General features: G+C 41.7%; 12 protein-coding genes. 6 read left to right on the forward strand and 6 right to left on the reverse strand.

Going from position 1 to position 16715, the window contains the following annotated elements; translation table 11 throughout:
- The first annotated feature begins 1 nt into the window (after position 1).
- Entirely contained in the window at positions 2-3748 is a 3747-nt protein-coding gene (locus DJ568_RS11760; RefSeq protein WP_114005477.1) for a sensor histidine kinase, read from the forward strand.
- 142 nt (positions 3749-3890) lie between these two features.
- On the opposite strand, the gene DJ568_RS11765 is transcribed toward DJ568_RS11760, so the two are convergent.
- On the reverse strand, positions 3891-4802 hold the full coding sequence (locus tag DJ568_RS11765; RefSeq protein ID WP_114005478.1) for a hypothetical protein: 912 nt from the start codon (positions 4800-4802) through the stop codon (positions 3891-3893).
- Between the two features lie 241 nt (positions 4803-5043).
- Here DJ568_RS11765 and DJ568_RS11770 point away from each other — a divergent pair, with 241 nt between their 5' ends.
- Positions 5044-6600: a glycoside hydrolase family 10 protein gene (locus tag DJ568_RS11770; protein ID WP_114005479.1), complete on the forward strand. Its 1557-nt coding sequence runs from the start codon at positions 5044-5046 to the stop codon at positions 6598-6600.
- A gap of 51 nt (positions 6601-6651) precedes the next feature.
- Here DJ568_RS11770 and DJ568_RS11775 read toward each other — a convergent pair whose 3' ends face one another.
- Positions 6652-8883: a M56 family metallopeptidase gene (locus tag DJ568_RS11775; RefSeq protein ID WP_114005480.1), complete on the reverse strand. Its 2232-nt coding sequence runs from the start codon at positions 8881-8883 to the stop codon at positions 6652-6654.
- Between the two features lie 2 nt (positions 8884-8885).
- Positions 8886-9257 carry a BlaI/MecI/CopY family transcriptional regulator gene (locus DJ568_RS11780; RefSeq protein ID WP_114005481.1) on the reverse strand — a complete coding sequence of 124 codons (372 nt, stop codon included), beginning with the start codon at positions 9255-9257 and terminating at the stop codon, positions 8886-8888.
- Positions 9258-9392: 135 nt separating this feature from the next.
- Between DJ568_RS11780 and DJ568_RS11785 the strand changes: the two genes are divergently transcribed.
- Entirely contained in the window at positions 9393-10793 is a 1401-nt protein-coding gene (locus DJ568_RS11785) for an MBL fold metallo-hydrolase RNA specificity domain-containing protein (protein WP_114005482.1), read from the forward strand.
- Between the two features lie 62 nt (positions 10794-10855).
- Here DJ568_RS11785 and DJ568_RS11790 read toward each other — a convergent pair whose 3' ends face one another.
- Positions 10856-12367 (reverse strand): M28 family metallopeptidase, encoded by a 1512-nt coding sequence (locus DJ568_RS11790; protein ID WP_114005483.1) that lies wholly within the window; start codon positions 12365-12367, stop codon positions 10856-10858.
- A gap of 256 nt (positions 12368-12623) precedes the next feature.
- On the opposite strand from DJ568_RS11790, the gene DJ568_RS11795 reads away from it, so the two are divergent.
- From DJ568_RS11795 to DJ568_RS11805, 3 genes are all read left to right on the forward strand, one after another.
- Entirely contained in the window at positions 12624-12968 is a 345-nt protein-coding gene (locus DJ568_RS11795) for a bleomycin resistance protein (RefSeq protein WP_114005484.1), read from the forward strand.
- Between the two features lie 144 nt (positions 12969-13112).
- Positions 13113-13808 (forward strand): Na/Pi cotransporter family protein, encoded by a 696-nt coding sequence (locus DJ568_RS11800; protein WP_114005485.1) that lies wholly within the window; start codon positions 13113-13115, stop codon positions 13806-13808.
- Between the two features lie 43 nt (positions 13809-13851).
- Positions 13852-14052 (forward strand): hypothetical protein, encoded by a 201-nt coding sequence (locus tag DJ568_RS11805; protein ID WP_114005486.1) that lies wholly within the window; start codon positions 13852-13854, stop codon positions 14050-14052.
- Here the strand turns inward: DJ568_RS11805 and DJ568_RS11810 are convergent.
- Positions 14049-14741 (reverse strand): response regulator transcription factor, encoded by a 693-nt coding sequence (locus DJ568_RS11810; RefSeq protein ID WP_114005487.1) that lies wholly within the window; start codon positions 14739-14741, stop codon positions 14049-14051. The genes DJ568_RS11805 and DJ568_RS11810 overlap by 4 nt on opposite strands.
- A 99-nt stretch (positions 14742-14840) precedes the next feature.
- Complete coding sequence (locus DJ568_RS11815; RefSeq protein WP_114005488.1) at positions 14841-16688, reverse strand: sensor histidine kinase; 1848 nt, start codon at positions 16686-16688, stop codon at positions 14841-14843.
- Between the last annotated feature and the right edge of the window lie 27 nt (positions 16689-16715).

Consider the following 16715-nt stretch of genomic DNA (forward strand, 5'->3'; position numbering starts at 1 on the left):
ATTGAGTTACAGGGCAAAAATACATCTACTGCTTGGCTTGTTAACCGTAAGTCTGTTTATTACGGCCATCATAGTGCCAAATTCATATACGCCTGATACGGCACTTGAGCAAACTGCCCGTCTGCTCCAAAAAAATATTCATAAAAAAGAGCAGCATATACTCAACGTGCTGAACAATAAGCAGCAATACAATTTACTAAAAACTTTCCCGGCAAATGAAAGTAAGGCCATTGATATGATCAATGACCTTACACGAGAAAAGTATATCTGGTTTATAACCCTGCACAAAAGCAAATTAAAGTTTTGGAGCGGCATTAAAGTGCTGCCGGCTAACCCGGCCGCTATAAAAGAGGGTTATTCATTTATTAAACAACCTAATGGGTACTATGAAACTTTCCGAAAAAATGACGGCGATTTTTCGGTTATCTTCTTTTTCCCGGTAAAGGTAAACTTCGCTTTTCAAAACAAATATCTCCGCAATGGTTTTGATCAAACCCTCCTGAAGGAAGATATTGTTGACCTAGCCGATATTACCGATAAAAAGGTTCGTCCTATTTACAGTAGCAGCAATGCATACCTTTTTTCGGTTAAACTTAAAAGCGATGCTGTAAATAACCGCTTTTATTACTCTGAACTAACGTTATGGGTACTTGCCTTTATAACGCTTTGCGTATTAGTGCATGATGTGTGTATGTATACGGCAAAAAAGGGGCACGTATTATTATCTATAGGGATGTTGGGGGCATTCATATTGCTGTTACGGTATGTTAATTTATATCATCACTGGCCCGATTTTAGCCTTAAAGTGGATATTTTCAAACCCTCTTATTATGCCGCTAATAGCTTGTTTCCGTCTCTGGGCGACTTTTGCATCAATATATTATGTTTATGCTGGTTCAGCGCTTTTCTATTCGCAAACCGTAACTTTCTGTTTAATAACGTCAGGAGTAAATCCGCCAGTTATGTGGTTCTAATAACATGCATTGTTCTGCTTATTGTTTGTTCCACTATATTATCAGGTTTGTTTTTTGGTTTGGTGATCAACTCAAATATTGATTTTGACGTCACCAACGCGCTAAATCTTTCCGGTTTTAGTTTTATTGGGTTAGGTATGCTCTGCCTGGCATTCCTGGTATTTTATCTGGTTAGCGAAGTATTTATAACTATATGCATCAGGCTGCCCATCTCCAACGCTCATAAATCATTTCTTTTTTTGCTGGCAATCATATTGGTTACAGTTTGGATAACCGCTTATATACAATTTACTGTATTTTATCTGTTTATGGGCATGATGGTGTTTATACGCGGTTATGCCTACAGTTATGACCATGCCAGGCAGTCAATTGCATCCCTGTTATTATTGGTATTTATATGCTCACTTATAGCAGCTATCGAACTTAATAATTTTCAAATCCTTAAGGAGCATGGAAGCCGAAAGCTTTTTGTGCAGAAGTTGTTAGTGCCGGATGACGGTACCGCAAACAACGCCCTCAAAAAAATCGAAAAAATAATAATTAGTGATCCTGAAGTTAGCCGTTTATTCAACGATGGCGAACAGGTGGAGTATTTACAAAATCGTATGCAAAAGCTGTATTTTGATGGTTATCTGTCAAAATACGATCTTAACATATACCAGTTTGATTTAAATGAAAAACCGTTATCTGATAACGAGAATTATTCGCTCAATGTATTTAAAGACCTGGTATTATACAGTTCTTTCAAGGTGTCAGATTATTTTTATCGCGAGAACGACTCCTTTGGCTTTCAAAACTACTTTGCAATAATACCGGTAAAAAAGCGCGGCGAATTGGTGGGGACGATGGTTATCGAACTAAAGTCTAAAAACCTTAGGTTATCCCGCTCATTTCCTGATTTGTTAGTTGATGAGTCGGGTAAACATACCGAGGAAAGCCTGAAGGAATATTCATATGCTTTTTACACTGATAATAAACTCGTAAGTCAGAGCGGCAGCTACGTATACGATTTATTGAATACAGAGTTTGATGCCCCACTTAAGCGTTTCAGTTTTGTGGTAAGTAAAAATTCTTATCCGGAATGGTATCGCCGTTTCTCGCGGTTCGAGCACCTGCTTTATAAACCCACCAAACGTAATCTTATTATAGTTAGCAAGGAAAAGAACACTCTTTTTTATGGTATAACTTCGCTTACCTTCTTTTTTGTTATGCTGTTGCTTTTCACTACTCTGGTAGTATCTGTACGCTGGCTTTGGTTACGCATAAAAATACTCAGTATTAACGAAAACCGGATTAAATGGGGCTTTAAAATAAGTTTCGACAGGATACTTTATAAAACACGTATACAGTTTTCAATGATTATTGCTGTTGTTGTAACGCTTATTATGGTTGGGTTTATTACCTATCTGTTTATAAGCACTCAATACAATGCCCAGCAGGAGTTAATGATACGTGACAAAATAGCACGCATAACCACTGCTTTTGAAGATGGATTGTTTAATAAATACATTAACAACATACGCAATGAAAGCTTTAATGATTTTGAAGAGTTAGCAAACACCTACTCAGCCGACCTTACATTGTTTGATGTTAAGGGTGTGCAGTTGTTAAGTACCCAGCCCAAAATATACGAGTATGGATTGCAGGCGCGGCGTATGAACGGCCGTGCGTTTATTCACATGAGCAGGCTGCATAAATCAGAATTTGTGAATGACGAAGTATTGGGAGAGTTAAAATATAAATCAGTATATGCACCCCTAAAAAACGCTAAAAACGAAACGGTGGCTTTTTTACAATTGCCGTATTTTTCAAATGAAGCGGATTATACCGAGCGAATGGGATCATTGTTAAACGCGATGATCAATGTATATGCACTGATATTTATAGCTATTGGTTTGTTTGCAGTTATTATAGCGCGGCAAATAACAGCGCCGCTAAATTTTATTCAAAACAGTTTGAGCCGCATAATATACGGTAAGAAAAATGAACCTATTAAATGGGATCGCGATGACGAAATAGGAGCACTGGTAAAGGAATATAACAAAATGATTGCCGCACTGGAGAACAGTGCCCAAAAGCTCGCTCAATCTGAACGTGAAAGTGCCTGGCGCGAAATGGCAAAACAGGTAGCCCATGAAATTAAAAACCCGCTAACACCTTTGAAACTGGGCTTGCAGCTTCTGGATAAATCATGGAAAGATAAGGATCCTAAATTCGAACAGAAGTTTGAGCGTTTCAGTCGTTCCTTTGTTGAGCAGATAGAAAGTTTGTCGTCTATAGCGTCGGAGTTCTCCGCCTTTGCCAAAATGCCCGATACTAAGTTGGAGGTGATAAATATTTTTGATGCATTAAACCAGGCGGTGGTGATATTTAAGCAAATGGACAACCTGCAGATAGCTTACCAGCCACCGGAGCAACCTTTTAACATTAATGCCGACCGCGACCAGCTATTGCGCTGTTTTAACAATTTGCTTAAAAACGCTATAGAAGCAACCCCGCCGGACAGAAACGGCATCATTGAAATAAATTACCTGATCACCAGTAAAAATATACTGCTGAGCATTAAGGATAATGGTAATGGCATACCTGAAAACATGCGTGAAAAAATATTTGAGCCCAATTTTACCACAAAAAGCTCAGGTACCGGGTTAGGACTGGCCTTTATAAAAAATTCGATAGAAAACGCCGGTGGTAAGGTGTGGTTTGAAACCGTGCTTGAGGAAGGCACTACCTTTTATTTAAGCCTCCCTGCAGCCGAAGTAAGTCAGGTATAGCAGGTGCAATAATTCCTTTAGCCACAGAGTATCATTATTATAATGGTCGTGCTACTTACTGCAAATCAGCACGGTAAACTATTAGGATTATGTAGCATTATATCCCAACTGCTGTAATTATAAATTCTAAAATAAATGATAGTTATTTCAACGTAAAGCTTGTTTTGCCCATGGTAAATCCATCAGCATATAATAAAACGGTATAGGTGCCTTTCTGAAAAGTTACAGGGTTAACCCAGTCAATGGTATATGTGCTGCCATCGTCCCTGTAATCAATTGCCGTTTTATAACTGTATTGCAACTCCTGCTCATCGGCAACAAAAGTACCGGCATCCGCAGGTGTTATCAGGTTGCCGGTAGGGTCAACAACCCTAACAAAAATATCGTGCAGCGACTTAGACGCTATTGGGTTACTAATCAAGGTAAAGTTAATCTTGATTTTTTTAGCCGATTTAGCTTTGTTTACATCAGATTCTTTACCATTACTTTTAACTTTATAAGCAACTACATTAGCATTTGATACCCTTAACGCTGATGCTACCTGAACTTTTGTATTAAGATCCTGGTTTTGTTTTTCAAGTGACGCCGCCCTTTCAGCAGTAGTTGCCAGATTAGTTTTCAGGGTATCGCGTTCATTGGCTAACAGGGTGTTTTGTTTTTTTAAATCCTCAATGTCAGCGGTGTATTTGGTAACAAAGTACCTAAGCTGTTTTACATCCTCCTGCGCTTTGTCTAATTCTTCTTTGGTAAGCTTTCCTTTAGCGAGCGCCTGCCGCAGCACCCGTATCTTTGCTACAAGCGAGTCATTTTTAGCCTGCAGTTCACTGGTCATCTTGGTGCGGCTACTATTTACCTGCTCAATCTGGGCTTCTAAACTGTCAAGTTCTGTTTGTAAACGCGTCTTCTCATCATTTATATACACATACTTTGTATCTGATTTATTTTTTTGCAGATATAAATAAATGTCGGTACCCAGCAATGCAACCACAACTATTATAAGAAAGTAAATTACATTTGAGTTTTTCTTTGCCGGCTGTTCAGATTGATTCTCCATAAAAATTAATTTTTCGTGTACTTTTTGCTTGCTTCAGCAATGTAACGGCTACGTATACAATACGTTAATTTTATTGAATTATGATAGGGGACAAAAAATTAGTATACCCCCGTAAACTGTAATATCGCTAAAATAGCCACAATAGCTTAAAAACCCAAAATCGCCGCAATTATTATCCTTAATAATAAAACTGCTTGCCTGTCAGTTTATATCTTTGCAGCTTTATTAAAATGGTTACTTGATGCGTATATATAAATTTTCTTTTATCTTTTTTCCTTTTCTTTTTGCATTCGCTACGGGTTTTGCCCAGTCTGACGATGGCATAGATGCAAGTAACGTTGAAAGAGCGCCAAAAAGGGAGTTCCGGGGTGTTTGGATAGCCACAGTTGTAAATATCGACTGGCCGACAAATGCTAAAGCTATGCCTGATGTACAAAAGCGTGAGCTTGCCGATATGATGGAAACGCACTATAAAACAGGCATTAACGCCGTTATGCTTCAAGTGCGGCCTGCTGCAGATGCTTTATATGCCAAAAGTTTCGAACCGTGGTCCAGATACCTCACCGGGCATCAGGGCCGCGCCCCTTCACCGCATTATGACCCGCTTGAGTTTGCTATAGGCGAGGCCCATAAGCGTGGTATGGAACTGCATGCCTGGTTTAACCCCTACAGGGCCACATTTGACAAAAACTTTCACCTGCTAAGTGGCGACCATATTACACGCAGCAAACCCGAGTGGTTTTTTACCTATGGTGGTATAAAACTGTTCAACCCCGGTTTACCCGAGGTGCGTGAGTATATAGTTAAGGTGATATTAAATGTGGTTGACAATTATGATGTAGACGGCATACACCTTGATGATTACTTTTACCCGTACCCTATAGCTGGTCAGCGGATAAATGACGATGACGCTTATGCGCAATATGGCGGCGATTTTGATAATATCAAGGAATGGCGCCGTGATAATGTAGATCAGCTGATAAAAATGCTTGGTGACAGCATTCATAAACACAAACCTAATGTAAAGTTTGGTGTGAGCCCATTTGGTATTTGGGCTAATAAACATCAGCATCCCGAAGGTTCGGCAACAGCTGGCGGATCGTCATACTATGAAAATTTTGCCGACTCACGTAAATGGATAGAGAAGGGGTGGATAGATTATATAAACCCGCAGATATATTGGCCTATACGTAGCAGGGCGGCGGCTTATTTGAAATTACTGGACTGGTGGAGTAACAATGCCTATAACCGCCATTTATATATTGGGATGGCTCCATACCGGATACTGGAACGTAAGGATCCTAATTTCAGGAACCCCGCTGAACTGCCAAACCAGCTTTACGCCTTGCGGGGTAATCCCCGTGTACAAGGCAGTGTCTATTTCAGTTCGACATCATTATTACGTAACCCGCTTGGTTTTGCCGATAGCCTGCGCACAAACTTTTACCGTTACAAGGCATTGCCACCGCCCATGCTATGGCTTGATTCTGTCGCACCGGAAGCACCACGGAATCTTACGGTAAGGCCCTCGCTAAGCGGCGTTTTTTTAAGCTGGCAACCACCGTTACCGGCTAAAGATAATGAACCGGTATATGGCTACGTAATCTATCGTTTTAACGATGGGGAAAAGGTAGATACCGAACGCCCCGAAAATATTTTGCGCATACATTACAGTGTGGATACGTTTTATGAAGACACTACTGCCGAGAAAGGGAAGAGTTATCTATATGTAGTAACGGCGTTAGATAAACTGAAGAACGAGAGTGAGCGATCGCCTGCTATCGCAGTGAGTAATTAAAAAAGCCATGCGATAATCGCATGGCTTTGCAACCAGGTAGGTTAATCAGTTTCAATGGGTTTTTACTTTTATTGCTCTTTTGGTAGTTACTACTAAAACGCCATTTCTACCTTTATTGCCATATTGTTTAATACTGGCGGCATCTTTTAATATTGAAATGGTTTCTATTTCTTTCACATTTATCTTTTGTAGGTCTTGGTAGCTTTTTTCTAGGCCGTCTACAATAATAAGGGGACGCAGTGCAGGGTCGGCATTTAGGCGACTACTTGACTCAGCTATAAAGAAATCGCTTGCAACTTTTCCGTACTGTGGGTTCGGGTCAGTCGTTATTTCAACCACACCGCCTTTGCCTCTTTCGCCATATTTTTTGGTCGCATCCTCGCGGGTTAGTACATTCATGCTTTTAATTCTCTTAGGGTCAAGTGCTTCCATAGCCTGCCGGCTTATTTCATTGCCGTCAAGTAAAATGAGTTGATGATGATCTTTGTCTTGACTGCTGTGCCCAACTACATTTACTCCATCCAACCCTAAAGCTATCACATTAGCAACGTCGGGTTTTTGCTCAGCAGGTTGGGTTTCGTCATAGACTAAACTGAAATTCACCGGTACATTCATCTCTACCTTTACCGGCTTTCCGCTCTTCTTACCAGGTATCCATTTTGGCGAGTTAGTCAATACCCTAATGGCTTCATTTTGAAGTGACAGGCTCGGCCTTCTTAACGCTTTAATATTTGTTAATGAACCATCTTCCTGTACAATAAAGTTCACTACCACTGTGCCAGAAACTTTGTTGTTCCTGTCGATAGCTGGGTATCTTACATTTTTGCCCAAATATTTGCTAAACTCTTCAGCACCACCAGTAAACTGTGGCATTTCGTCAATGCCGATCTCTTTTAAGCCGATAGCATTTTCCATGCCGATACCGTTAGGATTGTTTCCCAACTTTTCCTCAACACGGTTGTTTAAACTAAAGGCTATTGGTACGGTAAACTGTACCCGTACCGCTCTTCCGTTCTGATAACCCGGTTTCCATTTCGGCGAGGACCTTATTACGCGTAACGCCTCTGCATCCAAAGTTTTGCTTATCCCGCGTAAAACCTTCACATTGCTTAATAATCCGTCCTTTTCTACAATAAAGGTCAAAAATACTCTGCCTTCTATTTTGTTATCCCGGTCTTCCTTTGGATAGTGTATGTTCTTCGATAAAAATTGCATAAAGGCGTTGATGCCACCCGGAAATACAGGCGGACTTTCAACTTCGCGAAAAAGCTCATCTTTGTTATCCGGAATACTGTCTTTTTTAACAGATAAAACCTTATCCATTAAGCCGTTTGTGGTTATATCGCTGTTAATTACGTCTTTTAGCGCATCGTTAGCGGTATTGAGGGTATTTACAACGGTCGCCTTCGCCGGTGCAGCTATTAAATTTTCAGCCGTTTTGTTGATGGCTTTTACTGCTTTACTATCATTTATGGTTGCCGATGACATAATGATCATCAGCGCAAATAAGGGCGCCGACAATCCATATTTAAACAGCTTTACCCGCTGCGACTTGTTTTTTTGCAACATCATAATACGTTTCTTTAACAAACTGTGATTGAAAAATTGGTTAACCAGCCCGTGCGCCGGGGCATTCATGGTGTGGTTCAATAGCAGCATGGCGTACCCCACTTTATCTATCCCCGTGCCGATAACTTTACTATCGGCAATAAACTCATGTATGTGTTTAATAGCCCGGCGATAAAAGTAAACTACGGGGTTAAACCAGTTCAGTATCATGATGGCTTCCATTATAATCACATCTGCAGAGTGCCATTGCTTGGCGTGAACTTCTTCATGTGCGGTTATTATATCCGCACTTGATAGCGTGGCATCTACGTTGATTTTTTTAAAGAAGGAGAATGCCGTAGTTTGTGGTTGCCTCACAAACCTGCTAAGCTGTAGCAATTGCCATAGCAGGCGGCACGTAAGGAATATGATGCCCGCAGCATAGGTTAAAGTAAGTATTTGCCCTATCGTAATGCGGTTATCTTCAGCGGTGGCGGCATATTGATAAAAAACCAGCGGCTGGCTGTATATAATATAATTCACCTGCCTGGTAATAAACAGGTTTTGCACCCAATCCGCCTGTATAACCGGTATTACAAAAGACAAGATGGCTGATGCCACCAGGTATACCCGGTTAAGCTGAAAAAATGTCTCGGCACGTAGCAAAAGCACATAAAACCCGTAAAACAGGGCCAGATATAGGTTTGCCAGTAAGAGATATTGCCACCATGCCATAACTATTTATTTTTAAGTTTTTCAATTAACTTCAATATCTCGTCGGCTTCTTTAAGATCTATTTTCTCTTTTTTTACAAAAAAGGAAAGCATCCGGTTAACTGAGTTGTCAAAATACCCGCTCAACAATTTATCCGAAGCAAAATCCTGGTATTGCTCTTTGCTGATTATGGGATGGTATTCATGGCTTTTGCCAAAGGCAGTGTGCCCCACAAAACCCTTTGTTTCCAGAATGCGAATGATAGTGGACACGGTATTGTAAGCGGGTTTGGGCTCAGGCAGTTGTTCAATAACATCTTTTACAAAAGCTTTTTTTAATTGCCAAAGCACCTGCATCAACTGTTCTTCGGCACGTGTTAGTTCTTTAATTTCCATAGTAAGCAGATAGGTTTGAAGTATTAAACTAAGGTATTAGTTATGATTTGAATTTGCAACTAATTTTTTAGTTTTATTTTTATCACGAACATTTTTACTTTATAAGGGTTGTAATTGCACATTTATTTACACTGCATGCATATAGTATTTCACGGCGCCGCCCGCAACGTAACCGGCAGCAAACACCTTATTTATTTGAACGATGGTACCAGCATTTTACTTGACTGTGGGATGTTTCAGGGCTTGGGCGAACGTACGGACGATATGAACGAGCATTTTGGCTTTAGCCCGGCTAAACTGGATTATATGATCCTTTCGCACGCTCACATTGATCATTGCGGACTTATACCCCGCATGGTGGCCGAAGGATTTCAAGGGCAGATATTCAGCACATCGGCCACTATGGACCTGGCCCGTATCCTGTTAATGGATTCGGCACGCATACAAATGGCCGACGCCGAGTACAGTAACAAACACCGCGCACGGAAGGGTATGGAGACAATGGAGCCGCTTTATACCGAAGAACATGCGATGGAAGCCATGCGCCTTTTTAAAATAGTGGAATACAACGAAGAGTACGAGATTACCCCGCGCGTAAAGTTCACTTTTACTGATGCCGGCCATGTAGTAGGCAGCGCGGCAGTGCACCTGACGGTGCTGGAAGATGGCAAGGAAACCCGTATCACTTTCAGCGGCGATGTTGGGCGCTACGGGGATCTGCTGCTTAAATGCCCGCAAAAGTTTTCACAAGCAGACTATATATTGCTCGAATCCACATATGGCGACTCATTGCATAAGGATCTTGAACCGATTGAAGATGCCCTACTCGAGATTATTAAACAAACCTGCCTGATAAAAAAGGGGAAGGTGATAATCCCTGCTTTTAGCGTAGGCCGTACGCAGGAATTGCTTTACGCGCTTAATTCGCTCGAAAATAAGGGAGTACTGCCTGATGTTCCTTATTTTGTTGATAGTCCCTTATCATTACAGGCAACGCAAGTGCTTAAGGATCATCCGGAGGTTTACAACAAACAGGTTAACGAGGTGTTGAAGGTAGATGACGACATCTTTGCTTTTAAGGGCCTCCGGTTTGTTGAATCGACTGAAGAATCTATTGCCCTGAATAATGATCCAAGGCCTTGCGTTATCATCTCCTCGTCGGGTATGGCTGAGGCAGGGCGTGTAAAACATCACATAAAAAACAATATTGGCAACACAAAAACAACCATACTAATAGTAGGCTATTGCGAACCGAACTCGTTAGGGGGCCACCTGATGCGCGGAGAAAAACTGGTATATATTTTTGGTGAGCAGTATGATGTTAAAGCAGAGGTACAGGTTATCAAATCAATGAGTGCCCACGGCGACTATGAAGACCTGCTTCGCTTCATGTCATGCCAGGATCCGGAACAGGTAAAAAAGGTGTTTTTGGTACACGGTGAATACGAAGTGCAACAGATTTTTGCCGATAAATTGCGCGAAAAGGGTTTTAAAGAAGTGGAGATACCTGCGCAGCACAGCCGAGCAGATCTGTAACTGTTCTACATTCTGTTAAAAGATGGTTTAATAGCTCAATAATAAGTATCTCCTTGAGAGAATTAGAGCGGAGCCTTTCTGGGTATCATTTCCTTACGTTGCGCTGTATGATATACAAAGGATGCTACAATTACAGCTGCCTGTTTCAGGTCATCTTCAGACAGTTTGTCAAAGGTGTCCTGGTTGCTGTGATGGGTACGGGTGCCGTAATCCATAGAATCCTGTATGAACTGAAAACCGGGTATGCCAACATTATCAAAAGAAATATGGTCGGTACTTGCAGTATTGTTTATAGTAACTGTTGCTGCGCCTAAATCATGGAATGGGGCAAGCCAGGCCTTAAATACCGGCGCGGCTGCCGCATTGCCCTGCAGATAAATACCCCTTATTTTGCCCCCGCCGTTATCCAGATTATAATAAGCGGAAACCTTGCCATGTTCGGGCTTCAGTGTATTGGCTTTCGGGTTACCAAAATGGTTAAAAACATAATTCTTTGAGCCGTGCAATCCCTGCTCTTCCGAACTCCACAAAGCAATGCGTATGGTTCTTTTGGGTTTAAAACCTATGGCCTTCAATATGCGCACGGCCTCCATCATTACCGCTGTACCGGCTGCATTGTCAGTAGCCCCGGTGGCGCCATGCCATGAGTCGATATGCGCACCGAGCATTACCACCTGCTCTTTCAGCCTTTTATCCATGCCCGGCATTTCGGCTATCACATTATAGCCCTGCATATCATTTGTAAAAAATTGAGTTTTAATATCAGCTTCTATCTCTACCTTTTTTCCGGCCTTAAGCAACCGAATAATACGCAGGTAATCCTCGCCGCTGGTTTCTAATTCAGGCGCCGCTGTGCGCGCTGAGTCGGCGTATGGCGCGCCGTTGGTAGTAAACACTGTGCCGTCAGTGCCGCGTGCCATACTTAATATCAGTCCGGCCCCTTCATCGCTCAAAAAATTATTCATAGCTTGCCGTAAAGCCCGTGCCCTCAATATTGCAATTCGCGATGCCGGCGGAATGGCCGCTTTAGCCTGGGCCATGGCCAGCAGAGCGCTGTCACTATAACGTACCGCATCGGGTTTAAAACTTTGCTTCAGGGTAGTTTTCACATCGTATATAACGGCCTTTCCTTTCAGCTGTCCTTTGTATTTTTCCAAATCGGGAAGTGAATCGGCTTCTATCAATAGAATTTCACTCTTAAACAGTCCGTTAGTACCGGGCGTCCATGCTTTCGGTATAGCTATAATAGTGTGGTAATAAGGCGTAGTTATAGCTGCATAGTTTTTTTGAATTTCCCACCCTTTGCCAAACTTACCCCAGGGTTCATTTCGGGCGTTGGTGAGGCCCCATTGTTTTAATTGTTTAATTGCCCATTCCTGGGCACGCTTTAAACCCGGCGAACCCGATAAGCGCGGCCCCGAAACATCTGTAAGCTGAAAGGCGGTTTCCATTACCTTTGATCTTTTCAGCCCTTCATCGCGTATTTTGCGTACAACGGCAGTATCTACAGGTTCCTGCGCGGCGGCAGAGAAAGTTAAAAACAACAGGAGCAGGGTGGCTAATTTTATATTCATGGTACATGAGGTCTTATTCAAATCTATAAAAATTAGGTATAGAAGTGCGGCGAAGTGATGTAACTTTTTAATGAAGATTTGAGTAGAGCCCGTATTAATTAGATGGACTGCATTTACAGCGCGTACTGCGGCAAAAGCGTTTGCGAATATTTGGACGAAGACATTTTAAACTATACATTTAGACAAGTTATAAACGCAAAAAATCAAATGTCAGGGCAAAGGATATAGATGCTCTTCAAAATCTAATTTTAATACTATGTTACAGCAAGCAATCCCGATTTTAGCGTCGTTAAACGCCGCCGAAACTATAGCGTTTTACACCCAGAAGCTCGGTTTTACTTTTCATAATAACTGGGATGGCTACCTGATATTCAGCCGGGATGAGATTATTATTCACTTATGGCCTACTACCGATCCTTCTGTACCTAAGGCTACCGGTTGTTATGTTTTTGTAACCGGTATAGATGCACTTCACGATGAGTACAAGGCACACAATCTTATACATCCGCACGGCGGTATAGAAAATAAGCCCTGGGGCAAACGTCAGTTTTCAGTACTTGATAACAACGGGAATATTATCAACTTCGGGCAGGACATTTAATGCCGGCTACCAGTAATTGTATACAACATTATTTAATCCGTTGTTAAAGCACCATTAACATATTGTTAATACGCCGCTGCTATCTTGCGCGCTTATTCACAATAACTTCATGGAAATGTTTTATCAATATTAGGCGGCTTAGGTTTGTTTTTATTCGCAGTAAGCCGCCTGGGCGAAACCATGCTCGACCTGCTGGGCGACCGTTCAAAACACCTGATACATAAATTTGTAAAAAATATATTTACTGCGGTACTCACCGGGCTTGTAGTAACCGTATTGCTTGACTCTTCTTCGGCAGTAATTATACTTACCATTGTGCTGGTTAATGCAGGCGCATTAACCTTCAGGCAGGCTATGGGCATTGTACTGGGTGCAAATATAGGCACCACTTTTTCGAGCCAGTTGGTAGCGCTTGATGTAGGTAAATATTCACCTATCCCCATAATAATAGGTTTATTTCTGGCTTTTTTCGCTAAAAGCGAAAACTTGTCTCATGGGGCAAAAGCCATATTATATTTCGGCATACTGTTTTTTGGCTTGTATACAATGGAACGTGCGGTTGCGCCTTTACATGACGATCCGTACTTCAGTAGCATGATGGCAAAGCTGGATAATCCTTTTGCAGGAGCGCTTACCGGAGCATTTGTAACCCTGGTAATACAATCATCATCGGCAACAGTGGGTATTGTAATTACTTTTGCTAAAAAGGGATTGATAGCATTACCCGGAGCTATAGCCGTTATGCTTGGCGCCGAGTTAGGTACCTGTGCCGACACTTTACTCGCTACATTAAATCAAACAAGCAGGCACTTAAAACAGGTCTTTTCACCTTTTTTTTAATATAACAAGTATTGTTCTGGGGTTAATACTTTTCCCCTGGTTTGTGGTGTTTGTAGAATATATATCAACGGGCGTCAGCCTTGAGCAAAAAGTAGCCGACGCGCATATTGTTTTCAATGTTGCCGGCGTAATGCTCTTTCTGCCATTTATCAGGCCTATCGAGCGTTTGCTTAACAAGTTTGTGCCCGACCGTCAGCCGGAACATTTAAAACCCGCGCCTGCCGAAGAAGTTATGGTAAGTTAGTTAATAAGCAATTTGTAACCGCGCCCGTGTACGTTAATAATCTCTACATTGGGGTCATCCTTTAAATACTTACGTATTTTGCTTAAAAATACATCCATGCTACGACCGTTAAAGTAATTATCGTCATGCCAGATGTTTAGCAGCGCTTCCTCACGGGTAAGCACTTCATTTTTCCGCATGCATAGCAGCCGCAGCAATTCTGCCTCCTTGGTTGATAGCTTCTGGTTGGTGCCCTCTGCAACAATCATTTGCGACGGATAATCAAAATTATACTTGCCAATTTGAAACTGGGTTTGCTGTTCTTCATTTTTTTTATCGGCGTTTTCAGTACGTTTAAGCAACGCGTTTATGCGCAGCAACAATTCCTCAATACGGAAAGGTTTGGTTATGTAATCATCGCCACCAAGCGTAAAGGCCTCGGTTTTATCCTCAATCATACCCTTTGCTGTAGCAAAAATAATGGGCACGTGCGGGTTTATCTTTCGTACATCTTTGCCCAGTGTAAAACCATCCTTTTTAGGCATCATCACGTCCAGTATCAGCAAATCGTAATTGCTTTTGGTAAACGCCCGCAGCCCTTCCTCGCCATCTTTGCACAAAACAACATCAAATTTGCCTTTCAGCTGCAGATAGTCCTGCAACAGCAGGCCAAGGTTCGGGTCGTCTTCAACAAGCAGTATTTTTTTCATCGTTTTTGAGTTCGGAACCCGACAATCGGTAAGTCCGTAAGATTTTGGTTGTATATATTATATTTTAGTGTTATCCCGGCTCTTAAAAATTCCGGGTTATTACGCCAACGGGAATTTAAGCTCAAATTCCGAGCCTTTATCCTTTTCAGACTTTACGCTAATAGTACCATTAAGTTTCTTTACAATACTGTTAACGTAGCTCAAACCCAGACCGAAGCCTTTAACGTCATGCAGGTTACCAGTAGGGATACGATAAAATTGCTCAAATATTTTAGCTTGCTGGTCGCGGCCCATGCCAATGCCTTTGTCGGCAACTTTTATTATTAAGTGCCCGTTTCTGTTCAACGTGGCTATTGTTATATCGGGCGTATCGCGGCTGTATTTTATAGCATTATCAACAAGGTTATATAGTACATTTGCAAAATGCAGGTCGTCAGCAATTATTGTAGGCGTAACCGCGTCCAGTTTAAGCGTCGTCCTCGCCCCGCATTTCTGCAGTTTAAGCGCCATACTGTCAAGTACCACGGTTATCATTTCATTAACGTCAACCGGCTTGGTGTCCAATTTAAAGTCGTTTTTTTCCATCCGCGCTATATTCAGCACCCGTTCAATATGGCTGCCAAGCCTTACATTCTCTTCATATATAATATTAGCCAGCCGCGATACGCGCTTTGTATCCCCAGTAATTTCTTCGTCTTTAAGCGCTTCACTTGCAATCATAATAGTTGATACAGGGGTTTTAAACTCATGCGTCATATTATTAATGAAGTCAATCTTCATTTCAGCAACTTTTTTCTGTTTGATAATTGAGAATATGGTGTATCCGAAACAAAATATCAGTACAGCCAGCAAGCCGGCAGTGGTAGCCATACTGGCACCCATGCGGCCCAATATCAACGAATTTTTTTCAGGAAAGAAAATTTTTATTTTACCGGGATCATTGATTACCTCATTGCCGAATATAGGTATCTGGTAAGTGCCCGCTTCAATAAAGGTAGGTTTTTCATGCATATTAAGAGCATTTGAAAATATTAGCGAGTCGCCAAACGCGGTAAGTACTTCGTAGCTAAAAGGCAGGTATATGCCCTTGTTATGCAACTCAAACCTCAGCAGCGAATCAATCCAAAAACGATTAACGCGTTTTGTCAGCGGTTCGCCCGATTTCTGATATTCTTCGGCAAGGTTTTCAATAACGGTAGCCTTTTTGCCCGGTTTTTCTTTCTGTTGTGTAAGATTCTGTAATGAATCAAGTTCAAGCATCTTCTTAACCTGTAGCATCTGTCGTTCTTTATTCAGGCGTTCCTGCTGCTGTTTCCACAAAGGGTTTAATCGGGGCACCATAATTACCTGCCGGCCAAATTGCGGGTCCAGGTATACATAGTGCAGGGTGTCGTATTTATTTAATTTCTTTTTCTTCCATATCTTAATATCCTTCCGCACAACCTCAGGTATCAGTCGGCCGTGTACATCACCAAATTCATCAGTAAACTCTTCCACACGTATCCTGAAATCAAATGAGCCCTCAGGGTTTAAGCCGGCCATTTCTTCTTCCATCTTTTTCTGCATAACCATCCGCTTAAGGCTGTCACGCAGGATGGCCAGTTTTCTTTGGCGGGCGGTAAGCCTCTTCTTCTTAGCGCCAAGTACATTATTGCGCACAGGTTCTTCTGCTTTGTTTTCTATATTTAATTCCTTTTCAATAATCCGGCTTGATTGATAAGTGTCGTTTTGATGTGAAGCGCGTTTAGCCCGGGCATTTAAAAAATTCATTGCATCTTGCTTAGCCACTTTGTTAGCCACATTATTTAATGCCTCATTTACTGAGCGGTCAAACAACTCTGACTGCATTTGGTAGGATTGCCTTAAAAAATAAAACTGCATGGCCGTCACCCCAAGCAAAGCAATACTCATCAGGCCTATTATTAATCTTATACTCCTTTTTTTCATCCTCAGTGCAAAAATATTTTAAATATG

Origin of the sequence: Mucilaginibacter hurinus (assembly GCF_003324525.1) — a bacterium.
Taxonomy (GTDB): domain Bacteria; phylum Bacteroidota; class Bacteroidia; order Sphingobacteriales; family Sphingobacteriaceae; genus Mucilaginibacter; species Mucilaginibacter hurinus.